Consider the following 14,094-nt stretch of genomic DNA (forward strand, 5'->3'; position numbering starts at 1 on the left):
TTCATGAACGATTTTCTGCAGAATTTACGGAACCAGACTGCGGCCAAAGAACGCCGCTTCAACAAACCCAAGGGCAACTACGAAAACAATTCCGCGCCTTCCCATCCCGAAAGAAGAAGCGGTCAGGATCGCCGGGCCCCTCGCCCTTCCCAGCAGCCTCCCCTGGTCCGGGAAGAAAGTTTTCTTGCTTTGCAGACTGCCCTTGAAGCCCTTGTGGAAACCCAGCGGGATCGGGCCTTCATCGAAGATCGTAAGGCAGAGGCCGAAGAACGCAAGGCCGAAGCCCTGGAAAGGCTGTCTGACACCCTGGAAAGGCTTCTGGATGCCATCATGACAGGTCCTGTGCTTTCCGGTCCTCCGCCTGCTGCGGAAACGCCCGCAGCCGCGCCCGTTGCTGCCTCGGGAACGGACTCGCCCGAGTTCCTCGACACCACAGAGGAAGATGTGCGAAAGACCAGCCGGAAATATATTCTCAAGCTCATTGAAAAACTCAGAAAAGACAATATGACCTATGAGCAGATCGCAGCCTACCTGACGGACAACAACTTCCCCACCTTCTCCGGTCGGGGACGCTGGCACGCCCAGACCATTCACCGGCTCTGCCAGTAACTTTTTCAAGCTTCCCGAAGGACCGGGAATCTTTGTGATGCAAAGATTCCCGGTCCTTTTTTATTTTACGATTCTCATCCTTGTGCCTGACGCCTCAGCCACTCCTCCCACTCCATGGGGAGCAACTGTTTTTTCCGGGTATTGCAGGCCTTACAGGCTGGCACCACATTGCCCTTTGTCGTTTTTCCCCCACGGGCCAGGGGCACCACATGATCCATGGTCAGATCCCCAGCCGCAATGGCAGCGCCGCAATAATGGCAAAGGCCTTTGGCGCACTGGCGTTTCCACCACTGCGTCTGACGCAGCTCGCGGGCCTTCTGCCTCTCCTTTCTGATCAGAATATCATCCTCAAACCATGCATATTCCAAAGCCTCGCCTCCCATGGATCAATACCCGAAACGCTCCATGGCCTTGGCGTCTCTGGTCCAGTTCTTCTGAACCCGCACAAAGAGCTTCAAAAACACCTTCTCCCCCAGAAGCGCTTCGATTTCCTTGCGTGCATCGGTTCCGATCTGCTTTAAACGCTCCCCGCCCTTGCCAATGAGAATGCCTTTCTGGGAGTCTCTATCCACATGGATCACTGCATGGATTTCCGTTTTCTCCCCCGGCCCGCCCTCTATGAAGGCATCAATGGTGACCGCGATGGAATAGGGAATCTCCTCTCCGGTCCGGCGCAGAACCTTCTCACGGATCAGCTCCGCCACAATAAAGCGCATGGGGACATCCGTAAGACTGTCTTCCGGAAACAAAGGGGGGCCTTCAGGAAGGTATTTTTCCAGTACATCCACCAGCACATCCACCTGTTCCCCTTGTTCCGCAGAAATGGGAACAATTTCCCGAAAAGGAAAACGTTTACTCCAGCGTTCTATCCATTGCAGGAGTTCCCCCCTGGGCACAAGGTCAATCTTGTTCAGGCCAAGGATGACAGGCTTCATGCACGTCTGCAGGGAATCCAGGATCATCCCGCTCTCCTCCGAGGCCGAACGGCTGACATCCATCACCCAGAGCACAAGATCGGCATCCGGAATGGCACCCAGAGCGGCATCCACTATCCTGCGGTTCAAAAGCTTTTCCGTCTTGTGTACCCCAGGTGTATCCACAAAGGCCAGCTGGGCATGGGGGCGGTGCACAATCCCCAGAATACGGTTGCGCGTGGTCTGGGGTTTTTTGGAGGTGATGGCGATTTTTTCACCTATGAGCCGGTTGAGCAGGGTGGATTTACCCGCATTGGGCGCACCGATGATCGCCACAAAACCAGAGCGGAAGGATTCAGCCTCTTGGGTCATTTTTTATCCATATATATGAAGTTATTGTTTTTTAAAAAGATTTACAGGCTTCCTCTTTCTGAGGTCGCGTTTCAGCAACTCCTGTCATGGACGAGATCCACGACCACACTTCCTCCCGCCCCTGATGGGTTTTGGCTGAAAACATGACCAGATTTTCCGCCTCCAGACCCGTCTGACGCATCAACGCCTTCTGTCGACCCAGAGCAGCCGAACGGCTGAACTTGTCCGCCTTGGTCAGCACCAGACGCACAGGAAGACCTCGGTCCATCAACCACTGCAGAAGACGTCCCTCTTCTTCCTGCACTTCCCTGCGGATATCCATAAGCAGAAAAAGCCCGCAAAGGGTCGGCCGATTTTCAATATAGGTTTCGATCATGGGGCCCCACTGCTGCTGCACAGCCTTCGGTACCTTGGCATAACCAAAACCAGGCAGATCCACCAGACGCAGGTGTCCGTTCACTGCAAAAAAATTGACCAATTGGGTCTTACCCGGCTGCTGACTGGTCTTCACAAGATTTTTCCGCTGCACCAGGCAATTGATCATGGACGACTTGCCCACATTGGAACGTCCGAGAAAGGCCACCTCCGGAAGATCCGCCGGAGGATACTGCTCGGGTTTTACAGCACTGGTAACAAATTCGGCTGAACGGATATGCATGGCCACTCTTTCTTTCTGAATCCAGGGACCCCGTTATCAGACTTTAATCAGGATAAAAAAAACACAAAAGGCCCGTCCCCCGGACCTCAGCTTCCGTATACCTCCTTCGGATCAAAAACCCGATGGCCTACGGTCGCCCACCCCCCATCCTCCGTAAGGCGTTGGTGAAAACAGGAAACATGGCCCGTATGACAAGCAGCCCCTCCTCGTTGTCTTACCTTGATCAACAGGGTGTCTCCGTCACAGTCCACAAAAATCTCCTCCACCTCCTGCTCATGCCCCGAAGACTCGCCCTTCATCCACAAACGGTTTCTGGAACGACTGAAATAGGTCGCCTTTCCCGTTTCCACTGTATGGCGGAAAGCCTCGGCATTCATATAGGCAAGCATCAGCACCTCGCCACTTACGGCATCCTGTGCTATGACAGGCACAAGGCCTCCACACTTATCAAAATCAATCATATCCCGCCTTCCTTTTCTCAAGAAAGAAAAAACCTAAGCCCTTTTCCTCAAAAACGCACGCGGTCTCTTTTTTTAAAAATTCCGCCCGCCAAGGCTGCATACCTTACCCATGGCGTAAAAACCCGGTTTATGGTATTTCTGTCATACGAATATGGAAGACATACTTGCCTTCATATGCATCGCCAGGGTTTCCTCTGGCCGGGAAGCCACGCAGGACGCCTTGCCCCTCCGGGCCGGATCTGATACGAAACCCATGCGGAGATCCCAGGGCATCCCCACACATCCCCTGCCGGTCTCCGCCATCCCATGCATCATACACACATACGCCAAAACGGAAAAGCCGACATGATCGCCATCCCGCAGAACCCAACCCCCCAAGCCCCTCCCAAGGCCCCGCGCAGGTTCATCCTATGGGGCTTTCTCATCCTTTTTTTTCTCTTCCTCATGATCGTCGCAGGGTCTGGAGGGGCATATTTTTATTTTTCCAGGGATCTGCCTTCCGTTTCCACCCTCAAAGCCTATCGTCCCCCCACCATCTCCACGGTTTACGCGGCTGACGGCACCATTGTCGCCGAATTTTTCCGGGAACGTCGCATCGTCATTCCCCTTAAAGACATGCCCGAGCAACTCATCCAGGCCTTTCTTGCTGCGGAAGACGCCCGTTTTTTTCAGCATAAAGGCATTGATCCCATGGGGATTCTCCGTGCTTTCATCAAAAACGTCCAGGCAAGCGGGATTGTACAAGGTGGCAGCACCATCACCCAGCAGGTGGCCAAATCCTTTTTCCTCAGCCCCGAGCGAAGTTATACCCGCAAAATCCGGGAAGCCATCCTCGCCTACAGGATTGAACGCTACCTTGAAAAAGAAGAGATTCTCCATCTCTACCTCAATCAGATTTTTCTGGGCCACGGGGCCTATGGGGTTGAGGCCGCAGCCCAGAATTATTTTGGTCTGTCTTCAAAAAACCTGAGTCTTGCGCAGTGCGCCATGCTCGCAGGCCTTCCCCAGGCACCCAGCCGCTACTCTCCCTTCCGGCATCCGGAAAGGGCCAGGGAACGCCAGCTCTACGTCCTTTCCCGCATGGTGAGCAGTGGTGTCATCTCGGCGGAAGCCGCAGAAAAAGCGCGCAATGAAACCTTGGAAATCTATCCGCGTCAGAACATCTACATGGAAATGGCACCTTATTATACGGAGCATATCCGCCAGTATGTTCTCAACCGTTACGGAGAAAAGGCCCTGTATGAAGAGGGCCTGCATATTCGTACAGCCCTGGATCTTTCCATGCAGAGGGCTGCGGAAAACGCCCTTCAGAAAGGCCTTCTGGACCTGGATAAACGTCAGGGTTTCCGGGGTGCCCTGCGCAATGTGGGGCTTTCGGGCATTGAAGCCGCCATTGCGGAAAGCCCGCCGACTCCATCCCCTGCTCCGGATATCATCACCCATGGTTTTGTGGTGAATGTGGATAATGCGGGTGCCAAAACCCGGGTACGCTTCGGCAGGCATACGGGAGAAATCCCTCTGGATACCATGCGCTGGGCCAGAAGGCCCAACCCGGACATACCCCATTACAATGCCCGTATCCAAAACCCCAGCCAGGCCTTGCGTGTGGGGGATGAAATTCTTGTGCGCCTTATCCGGCAAAACGAAGACGGTATCTGGGAGCTGCGCCTGGAACAGACGCCTAAGGCCCAATCCGCCCTCCTCTGCATGGAGGCGGAAACCGGCAAGGTACGGGCCATGATGGGAGGCCGGGATTTCCGGAGCAGTCAGTTCAACCGGGCCATCCAGTCGAGAAGGCAGGCGGGCTCTGCTTTCAAACCCTTCATCTATGCCGCAGCCCTGGACAAGGGCTATACCCCCGCATCGGTTATTGTGGATAACGCCTTCGTATTCAGGGACAGACAGCGGGATTTTACCTGGAAACCCAAAAATTACCAGGATACCTTCTATGGTCCCACCCTTCTGCGCGAAGCCCTGGCCAAATCCAGAAACGTCATCACCATTAAGATTCTCGAAGACATCGGCATTGATTACACCCTGGGCTATGTCCGAAAGCTGGGCCTCACCTCACCCATCAACCGGGATCTTTCCATTGCTCTGGGCTCTTCCGGCCACTCCCTGCTTGAAATCGTCAACGCCTATGGCATTTTTGCCCACCAGGGCCAGCTCTTTGAGCCTGTTTTTGTCACGGAAATCCGGGACAGGGACGGACGACTTCTTGAAAAAAACACCCCTTTCCACGAAAAGGTTGTGTCCGAGGAAACGGCCTTTCTCATGACCAGTCTCCTGGAAAGTGTGGTCTCCAACGGAACAGGCTGGCGCGCCAAAAGCCTTACGGCCAAAGGCTGGCCTGTGGCCGCCAAAACCGGGACCACCAACAACCTCAATGACGCCTGGTTTGTGGGATACACCCCAGCCTATGTGACGGGTGTCTGGGTAGGCTTTGATGAAGAAGGCCCTCTGGGCGATGGGGAAACGGGCTCCAGGGCCGCAGCCCCCATATGGGTGGATTTCATGGAAGCCATTCATGCAGGACTCAAACCCCGGCCCTTTGCCCCTCCCCCTCCGGGTATTGTCACAGTCAGGATAGACACCCAGACCGGGCTCCTTCCCATCCCGGAATCCGAGGCCACGGCCTTTGAGTACTTCCACAAGGGACACGAACCCACAGCCTTTTCTCCCAGGTCCGGAGAAATTGAAAACGAAAAGGATTTTTTCAAGCAGGGGCTCTGAGCCTTCCGCTGCCTGATCCAACCCACACACTGCCCGCTTTCTGGCTTCCTGCTTCAAAGACAAAGGCCTTACAAGCCTGTCTTCACCGCGCCTGTCTCCATGGATCAAGCGGCGGCCCCTTGAAAGGGGCCGCCGCTTCCAGAAAAGCATGTTCAACGGACCAGAAATCCGGCAAAACGTTTTTTTCGGTTTTCACCCAGAGGGAAGCCGGAAAAGCTTCCTTCTGGAACCGCGCCATGTTGCAACCTCCCATCCCCTGTAAACGACCACGCAGACGGGTAGAAACACGAATCACAAAACCCTTTCCCAGAGGCGCTCTTCCCAGGCCAGCCATGACTTCCAGAACCTGATTCGCCAACAGAAAACCCCGCACCCACTCCCCCAGGGCCGGATGATGGGGACCTGCCACAAGGCTTTCCACCAAGGCCGCATCCGCCTGAAGCCCGATGCGCACCACAGGTATGCAGGCCTTTTCCAGAATATCCACAACGCTGGCGCTGCGGCTCACCGCTTCATCCAAGGAAAGGGGATGATATCTTCCTCTGTGATAAAGGCGGGCAAGGCCACTTCCCGCCAGCACAAGGGTGGGCGACACCCGTGCAAAATCCACCTTGAGGGCTGCAAGGCTCCGGGCTGAATTCAAATCCGACTTTTCCGAAGCTCCGGGAAGCCCCAGCATCATCTGGGCTCCCACCCGCATCCCTGCAGTACGCAGAATCTGCACCGCCCTGGATACGGCCCCCACATCATGTCCCCGGCCCGCACGCCGCAAAACCTCTTCATCCAGAGACTGCACCCCAAGCTCGGCTGTCGCCCTCCCTTCCCACGATTTGAGCAGGCCTAGGGAAGTGCTGGAGATCGTATCCGGCCGGGTGGAAAATCGCAGTCCCGCTCCCGGAATTTCGGCTACCAGCGAGAGGCAGGCGTGCAGAATTTTTTCCGGAAGCCCCAGGAAGTTTCCACCAAAAAACGCCACCTCCACAGGCCGGTCTTTGTCCCTGGGAAAGGCCAGCCAGCGGTCCCTTTCCATGCCCAGGGAGCTTTGATCGGGAAAGGGACCTGGATGCAGAGTTTTCTGGTTACAGAACAGACAGTGATGGGGGCAGGCTGCGTGGGGCAGAAAAAGAGGAATGATGAAGGGGCTGGATCGTTTCACGTGGACATCGCTTATCCGTTTTTCTTTTCAAGAAGTCTCAGAGCCTTCCGGGCCGCATCCTGCTCCGCAAGCTTCTTGCTTTTTCCCGCTCCCTGGGCGCAAAGATTCTGAACCCGAACCTCCACATGAAACACCTTGTCATGGTCCGGCCCTTCCTCTCCCACCACACGGTATACGGGCGTCGCCCGGTGTCGCATCTGTACTTCTTCCTGCAACCTGCTTTTGGCGTCATGGATGCTTTCCGCCACATCCAAAGCTTCGATAATCCCCCCGAAACAACGCTTCACAAAGGTAAAAGCGGGGTCAAACCCTCCGTCCCGATAGACTGCAGCCACCAAGGCCTCAAAGGCATCTGCCAGAATGGAATCCTTATCCCGCCCACGGGTCTGCTCCTCACCCCGGCCCAGGCGCAGGTGCTGACCCAGGTTGAGGGCTCTTGCCACAGAAGCCAGCTGACGCTCATTCACCAGACTGGCCCGGATACGGGACAAATCCCCCTCCCGGACCTGGCGGAACCGATCCATGAGAAGATGGCCTATCACAAGATTAAGCACCGCATCTCCCAGGAACTCCAGTCTTTCATTGTCCTTCAGAGCCAGGGCGTGCTCATTGACAAAGGATGCGTGACAAAGGGCGGTCTCCAGAAGATCCGGATTTCTGAAACCATAACCCATGACCCTTTCCAGGTCCGCCATGGCGGCAGGGAACTTTTTCATGCACAGATATCCCAAAAGGTATGTTGTTACACAAAACAGCAGCAAACCACGCAAAAAAGCAGCCCCGCCTTTTCACAAATAAAAAAGGCGGATCTTCTGATCGTTTGATGGGGATACGCTTACCAGATCCGACAAAGCCTGTCCGACCTGGTAAACCCATCCCGGAAATTCAGCCCCTTCCCAGAGCCTCCATGAGATCCGCATACACCGAATAGGGTACATGCCCGGTTCCCAGCGCGGCGTTCTCCCGTAAATCTCCGTGAAAATCCGAGCCTCCGGTACGCAACAGGCTGAGACGCCAGCAAAAACCGTCCAGATCCGCCATAAACTGCGCGCCATGCTTTGGATAATACACTTCCACTCCCCCAAGTCCACCTTCTTTCAGGCGTTTCAGCAAGGCAAAAAGACCAAACCGATCCACTTCCCGGATCAGTCCCGGATGGGCGAGAACGGCAATCCCCCCCGCTTTCCGGATTTCCCGGATGGCATCTTCCCATAAAACCAGATCCTTTTCCACATAGGCGGGCCTCCCTTTACCCAGGTAACGGGAAAAAGCCGTGTCCATGTCTTTCACAAAACCTTTTTCCACAAGAACCCGGGCCATGTGGGGCCGTCCCACAAGCCCGCCATCGGATCTTGCCACCACATCCTCAAAGGAAAGGTCAAAACCCAGAGCGCACAGCCTTTCCACCATGCGTGGATTACGGTTTTCCCTGGCCTCCTGCAGGTCTTCCAGCATCCGCACAAGCCCCTGGGCGTCAGGATCCATACCATAGCCCAGAATATGCAGGCTTTCCGTAATCCCCATACCGTCGGGAGGCCGGGCGCTGATCTCCACGCCGGGAAGAAAATCCATCTCCAAAGCAAGACCGGCATCCAGAACTTCCCGGACGCCGGCCATGGTATCATGATCTGTGAGGGCAAGGGCCGCAAGACCCAGGTCCGCCGCATGACGCACCAGCGCCAGTGGCGATAGGGTTCCATCGGAAGCCGTACTGTGGGTATGGAGATCCACGGTACGGAAAAAGGCATCAGAGGCCAAGGGCTTTTTCCATTTTTTCAGCCTTGGTTTTACAATCAATGCACTGTGTGGTTACAGCCCGGGCCTTGAGGCGCTCCACCGCGATATCCTCTCCGCAGGTTTCACAGATGCCGAAGGTTCCGTTTTCGATGCGTTCCAGAGCCTGTTTGATTTTTTTAATGAGTTTATGCTCCCGGTCCCGGATGCGCAGCTCAAAATTCCGGTTGGATTCATGGGAGGCCCTGTCCGTGGGATCGGGAAAATTCTCCTTGGGCTCGGTCATGCCGCTTACCGTGTCATCGGCCTGGTGGAGCAATTCTTCCAGCTGTGCAACAAGATAGGTCCTGAAGTACTCGATCTGTTCCTTATCCATGGGAAAATCCTCCTCACGTATCGCATCGGCACCAACCGAACCGCATCTCTCTGGCGAAACGCAGATCATACACCAGGCGGATTTTCTGCCCGGAAAACACACAAAGGGCCACCGCCTGCAAAAAAGTATGCTTGCATACCATAAGCCCTTTTTCCGTGTAAAGGACTTTTCTCAGATTTTACCTCCCAACATCATGAAAATCTGGGATAAAAAGTCCCGAACCCCCCGGAGGAACATCAGATTCCAAAAACATGCAAAAGACCCAAGGCCTCCATCTCCCAATATACCGAGACACCTCCTGCGCGCCCCCTTTTTTTACCTCAGAGCCCGCCGCACCATCGCCCTTTCTGCTTTTCTTCTCCATCCTCAACGGGCCTGCGCAGGGGCACAGGGGGCTCACTTGCCGGGGTGTCCAGAGCAAAAAGCAACCGCATCCATCCAAGGTAGCGGTCTCTGTTGCCATGCATCCCCCCACTTTTCAGAAGCCGGATGGGATCATGAAGCACTTTGGTGACCATGGCATCCACCATACGCTCCAGGGCTTCGGGTGACTCCCCTTGACCCAGGCCACCCGACCCCAGGGTTCGTCGCAACTCTTCTTCCAGAATACCCCCCACCTTTTCCCGCAGAGCCTTGATGGTGGGCACCAGAGCCAGTCCCTCCACCCACTCTGTGAAGCGCAGCACGGCCTCCTCCACAATCCCTTCCGCCCTTCCTGCTTCCTGCCGCCTTTCCTCCAGATTGTCATCCACAACGCCCTGAAGATCATCAATGTCATAAACATAGGCGTTATCCAGGGTATTAATGGCCGGATCCACATCCCTTGGAACGGCAATATCTATAAAAAAAAGGGACCGATTCTGCCGTTTGCGCATGAGGGGCTTGATATCCTGTCTGCGAATCACATAATCCGGCGCACCCGTGGAGCTGATCACAATGTCCACATCCCCAAGGGAGGTGAAAGCATCCTCAAAACGTATGGCCTCGCCACCAAAACGACGGGCCAGAGCAAGACCCCGGTCAAAGGTACGATTGGCCACCAGAATGCCACTGATTTTATGCCGAAGGAGATGCTCCACCGCCAGTTCCGCCATTTCACCGGCTCCGAGGAGCATAGCCCTGCGGCCTTCCAGGGAGCCGAAAATCTTCCTTGCCAGCTCAATGGCCGCATAGCTGATGGAAACGGCATGATCCCCAATCCCCGTTTCCGTGCGGATTCGTTTGGCCACCTGAAAAGCCCTGTGCAGCATACGGTTCAGGATGGGACCCGAAGCCCCCACAGCCGTAGCGCGCTGGTAGGCCTGCTTCACCTGCCCCAGAATCTGGGGTTCTCCCACCACCATGGAATCCAGGCTGGCGGACACACGAAACAGATGCCGCACCGCAGCCATGCCTTCATGGGCATAAAAAGAAGGGAGGAAAAATTCCGAAGACACGCCTTTTCTCACAGACAGCTCCCGGACCACCACCTCCCTTGCCTTTTGAGTGTTTTCCGCAGCAAGGAGAATCTCCACCCGGTTGCAGGTGGAAAGTACCAGCACTTCAGAAAGAACGCCGGTCTGCTTCAAAGCCAACAGAAGAATGTCCACTTCCTCCGCATTGAGAGAAAGCTTTTCCCGCACCTCCAGGGCAGCGGTTTTATGGTTCATTCCCAAAAGAAGAATACCCGGAAGTCTTGCCATGCCATCCCATCCCGACGCGCCTGCACAGGCCGTCTTCCCCAACCCGCAGCAGTCTCAATGCCCGATGCGCGTAAAATCCCCATGATGCCCCATAAAGAGGAAGTTCACCCCAAGGAAGGTGAAAAGAACCAGAAGAAAGCCCAGAACCGCCATGCGCGCCGCCTTGCGGCCCCGCCATTCCGAAGACAGACGCCCATGGAGGAGGGCCGCATACACAAGCCACACCACAAGGGACCAGACTTCCTTGGGGTCCCAGCTCCAGAAGCTCCCCCATACCGCCCGGGCATAAAGAATCCCTGTGGCCATGCCCAGGGTCATAAGGGAAAATCCCACAATGACACACGCATGCCCCGTGGCATCCAGAAGCTCCAGGGAAGGCAGTCGTCGGAAGAGAATATCTTTGCGCTTTTCCTTGATCCGCCTCTCCAGGAGCAGATAAAGCAGGCCCACGGCAAAGGCCAGGGTAAAGGCCGCATTCCCCCCAAAGCTGGCCGCCACATGCACCACCACCCAAAGGCTGACATAGGCGGGATCCGGCGTTGCAGGAACAGAGGGCAGAAGCCAGGAGGTGAGACTTAAACCTGCGGTGACGCTGGCCACAAAAATCCCCAGAATCTTCACATGGTACCGATGCCGGAGGGCAATGAAAACGCCTGCAAAAATAAAGGCGCAGAAGGACAGGTTGCCCGCAAGGTCAAAAAGGGGCAGATGGCCCGCTTCCACCCAGTTTTTTCCCAAAAGAATCCCATGACTCACAAAGCCTGCGCAAAGCAGAAAAAATCCAGCTCTCTGCCAGACCTCCCTTTTGAACAGGAGAAAAACAAGATATCCAAGGGTACTCAGGATATAAAGGCTAAGGGCGATACTCATGCATCCTCTTTCTCCCGGGAAAACCCCGGCTCCTCTGGGGTGCTCCGCACAGCACCGGCCTGCATCACGGATAAAACCAGATCCCGGACCCCACAGGTGCCCACCCAGGGGGTCAATGTCTGGATCACAGCCTCGCAGTCTCCTTTGCTTATCTGTTCCAGGAGGGGGCCTTCCACCAGGGCCCTGAAAATCTTTTTGTGCCCTTCAGGATCATGGCTCCGCTCCAAAAGCATCGCCCGCAGCCTTCCCATGAGATCCAGAAAGGGCAGATAGGCCCGATCCAGGGAAGCTTCCAGATCCATACGCAGCTTCCGGGCAAAGGCCGGGCTGCGGCCTCCCGTGGAAATGGCCAGCTGAAGATCTCCCCGTCGGATCAGAGCAGGCAGAAAAAAATCCGAGCCTTGGGGATCATCGGCCACATTACAGAAAATATTCCGCGTCCTCGCCCCTTCCGCCACCTGTCCGTTCACAGCCTTCCGATGGGTGGCGGCAAAAACCAGACGCATCCCCTCCAGATCTTCCATCCGAAAGGTCCGCTCCACAAGGGTCAGTTTTTTTCCCCGCCCAAGTTCCTGCAAGGCCTCCAGAGGGGTCGGATCCACCACCGTGACCCTGGCTTCGGCCTCCAGAAGTCCTGAGACCTTACGCAGCCCCACGCGCCCTCCACCCACAACCAGACAGGGCAGATCCCGGATATTGAGAAAAAGCGGATAAAACACAAAAAAAACCCCTTCACAGGTCCAGAGTCATGAGATCATGGGCCCTCAGCACAGGGCCCTCAAAAACCTCCCTGGCCTGATCCCGCACATCGATTCCATCACATTCCGGATAAAAATGGGTAAGCAGCAGCCGGGACACTCCCGCCTCCCGGGCAAGCGCTGCGGCCAAAGACGGGGTCAGGTGACCGGGTACTTTCATGGCATCGGGCATGGCGGCCTCGCAGATGAGAAGATCCGCCCCAGCGGCAAAGGGCACAAGCTCCGGACACTGATCCGTATCTCCCGTGATCACAAGTCTTTTTCCACAGAATTCCAGGGAAAGGGCCAGGCTCTCCGGCCTGTGGTTCACAGGATGCGTTCCCAGCTTCACCCCCTTCAAAGTCCAGAAAAAAGGCCCATCCAGGGGCAGCTCCCGCAGAATAAGTCCGCCGTTCAGATCCACCCACTCCCCGTACACACGGCAAAGACCCTCATAAAAATTCCCAAGCCCCTTACCCGCTGCCAGGATAAGGGGCTTTTTACGTCCAAACCTCCCTGCATACTTTCCGGAAAAAAGCAGGGATACCAGCTCCCCTGTGTGATCCGGATGAAAGTGGGTGAGAAACAAAAGATCCACCTCGCAAGGATCCTGACCTGCGGCAAGGAGCCTGTGCTGGGTACCAAGTCCGCAATCCACCAGAATGCGTAAAGTCCCCGCCTCCACAAGAAGGCTGCTTGAAGCCCGCTCCAGCCGGGGAACACAGGTGCCGGAACCCAGGATGGTCACGCGCATGCGTCTTCCTTTGCCTTTCTTTTTTTCTTCTGAGTGCGGATTTCCACATGGTCCCGCAGCCAGGCTCCCAGCTCCCTGCTGTTTTTGGTATTCACGGTTTTTTCCAGCGCTTCCAGGGGGATTTCCGCCCGCGCCGCGCCCTTATGTCCACCCGCAGAGCCCATTTTCCCAAAGCTTGCCGAAGCCACAAGCCCCGCCGATCGTCGGATACCATCATTGCGGAAGATGATCACCAGTTTTTTTTCATAAATACCAGAAACAATGGTCCAGTTCACCGCATCTACCCGCATAAAAAAATCTGCAATCTGCACACAGATATCCGGGTTACTCACCTCCCCCAGGTGGGCGTACAGGCGATTCCCCCGGATCACCCGGCATTTCAGCGCCTTTTCAAATACATCGAGACTCTCAAGAAGAATTTCCGCATTTTCGATTCTGCGTTCCAGTTGGGGATTGATGTAGCGGAAAAGATACTGAAAGGCCTTGATATCCTCCATGATGGTTTTTCTCTGAAAATCCGCCGTGTCCGTCTTGATGGCGTAATAAAGGGCAGTCGCCAGCCTGGATGAGGGCGTGATGCGGGCGGCCCTCAGATACTCCGTCAGCATACTGGCCGTAGCTCCGTACTTGGGACGGACATCACAGAAACGGCCCACCACACAGGATTCGGGATGGTGGTCAATGAGAACATCGGGACGAAAAAGGGCAAAACACTCGTGGTGGTCCGGCTGAGAGTCCACCAGCACAATACGGCGATAGCGCCAGTGAGGCAGATCCCTGAAATGTATCATCCGGATACCCAGAAGCCGCACCATGGACAGGTTATCCGGTCTTTGAATATCATTGACATGGGCAATGGTCACCCCCGCCACCCGCCGCCACAGAAGTCGCTTCACTGCCATGGCGCTGGCCATGGCGTCGGGATCCGCATTAATCAGAATCAATACCTGATCCTCCCCTGCAAAGCAGGCATAAAAACGACGCAGCCTTTCGGCGCTGGAAAGGGTCATGGGAAACTCCTTGTTCCCGGAAAATACG

Annotated in this window: 16 protein-coding genes; 2 read left to right on the top strand and 14 right to left on the bottom strand. The window is 55.5% G+C overall.

What is annotated here, in order from left to right:
• Positions 1-3 precede the first annotated feature (3 nt).
• Entirely contained in the window at positions 4-609 is a 606-nt protein-coding gene (locus tag RBR60_RS02710) for a hypothetical protein (RefSeq protein WP_320354247.1), read from the top strand.
• 74 nt (positions 610-683) lie between these two features.
• On the opposite strand, the gene RBR60_RS02715 is transcribed toward RBR60_RS02710, so the two are convergent.
• From RBR60_RS02715 to hisI, 4 genes are all read right to left on the bottom strand, one after another.
• A complete protein-coding gene (locus tag RBR60_RS02715) occupies positions 684-977 on the bottom strand; it encodes an HNH endonuclease (protein WP_320354249.1) in 294 nt (97 codons plus the stop codon).
• A gap of 18 nt (positions 978-995) precedes the next feature.
• On the bottom strand, positions 996-1,895 hold the full coding sequence (era, locus tag RBR60_RS02720; protein ID WP_320354251.1) for a GTPase Era: 900 nt from the start codon (positions 1,893-1,895) through the stop codon (positions 996-998).
• Between the two features lie 31 nt (positions 1,896-1,926).
• Positions 1,927-2,553, bottom strand: a complete 627-nt coding sequence (gene yihA, locus RBR60_RS02725) for a ribosome biogenesis GTP-binding protein YihA/YsxC (RefSeq protein WP_320354253.1) — start codon at positions 2,551-2,553, stop codon at positions 1,927-1,929.
• An 86-nt stretch (positions 2,554-2,639) separates the two neighbouring features.
• Positions 2,640-3,014 (bottom strand): phosphoribosyl-AMP cyclohydrolase, encoded by a 375-nt coding sequence (hisI, locus tag RBR60_RS02730; protein WP_320354255.1) that lies wholly within the window; start codon positions 3,012-3,014, stop codon positions 2,640-2,642.
• Positions 3,015-3,359: 345 nt separating this feature from the next.
• Between hisI and RBR60_RS02735 the strand changes: the two genes are divergently transcribed.
• Complete coding sequence (locus RBR60_RS02735) at positions 3,360-5,747, top strand: PBP1A family penicillin-binding protein (RefSeq protein ID WP_320354257.1); 2,388 nt, start codon at positions 3,360-3,362, stop codon at positions 5,745-5,747.
• Positions 5,748-5,829: 82 nt separating this feature from the next.
• Here the strand turns inward: RBR60_RS02735 and RBR60_RS02740 are convergent, their stop codons facing one another.
• From RBR60_RS02740 to RBR60_RS02785, 10 genes are all read right to left on the bottom strand, one after another.
• Entirely contained in the window at positions 5,830-6,903 is a 1,074-nt protein-coding gene (locus RBR60_RS02740) for an elongator complex protein 3 (protein WP_320354259.1), read from the bottom strand.
• A gap of 11 nt (positions 6,904-6,914) precedes the next feature.
• Entirely contained in the window at positions 6,915-7,619 is a 705-nt protein-coding gene (gene rnc, locus RBR60_RS02745) for a ribonuclease III (RefSeq protein ID WP_320354260.1), read from the bottom strand.
• A 169-nt stretch (positions 7,620-7,788) separates the two neighbouring features.
• Positions 7,789-8,661, bottom strand: a complete 873-nt coding sequence (locus RBR60_RS02750) for a PHP domain-containing protein (protein ID WP_320354262.1) — start codon at positions 8,659-8,661, stop codon at positions 7,789-7,791.
• Entirely contained in the window at positions 8,651-9,013 is a 363-nt protein-coding gene (gene dksA / locus RBR60_RS02755) for an RNA polymerase-binding protein DksA (RefSeq protein ID WP_320354264.1), read from the bottom strand. Before dksA ends, RBR60_RS02750 begins: the two co-directional genes overlap by 11 nt.
• 13 nt (positions 9,014-9,026) lie before the next feature.
• Entirely contained in the window at positions 9,027-9,155 is a 129-nt protein-coding gene (locus RBR60_RS02760; RefSeq protein ID WP_320354265.1) for a hypothetical protein, read from the bottom strand.
• A 178-nt stretch (positions 9,156-9,333) separates the two neighbouring features.
• Positions 9,334-10,695, bottom strand: a complete 1,362-nt coding sequence (gene hemA / locus RBR60_RS02765) for a glutamyl-tRNA reductase (protein WP_320354266.1) — start codon at positions 10,693-10,695, stop codon at positions 9,334-9,336.
• Between the two features lie 54 nt (positions 10,696-10,749).
• Positions 10,750-11,565, bottom strand: coding sequence for a c-type cytochrome biogenesis protein CcsB (gene ccsB / locus RBR60_RS02770; RefSeq protein WP_320354267.1), 816 nt, complete (start codon positions 11,563-11,565; stop codon positions 10,750-10,752).
• A complete protein-coding gene (locus RBR60_RS02775; protein WP_320354269.1) occupies positions 11,562-12,284 on the bottom strand; it encodes a bifunctional precorrin-2 dehydrogenase/sirohydrochlorin ferrochelatase in 723 nt (240 codons plus the stop codon). Before RBR60_RS02775 ends, ccsB begins: the two co-directional genes overlap by 4 nt.
• A 13-nt stretch (positions 12,285-12,297) precedes the next feature.
• On the bottom strand, positions 12,298-13,056 hold the full coding sequence (locus RBR60_RS02780; protein WP_320354271.1) for an MBL fold metallo-hydrolase: 759 nt from the start codon (positions 13,054-13,056) through the stop codon (positions 12,298-12,300).
• Positions 13,047-14,066 (bottom strand): DHH family phosphoesterase, encoded by a 1,020-nt coding sequence (locus tag RBR60_RS02785; RefSeq protein WP_320354273.1) that lies wholly within the window; start codon positions 14,064-14,066, stop codon positions 13,047-13,049. Before RBR60_RS02785 ends, RBR60_RS02780 begins: the two co-directional genes overlap by 10 nt.
• Positions 14,067-14,094: the final 28 nt, after the last annotated feature.

The sequence above is a fragment of the Desulfobotulus sp. genome (assembly GCF_034006065.1).
Lineage (GTDB): Bacteria > Desulfobacterota > Desulfobacteria > Desulfobacterales > ASO4-4 > Desulfobotulus.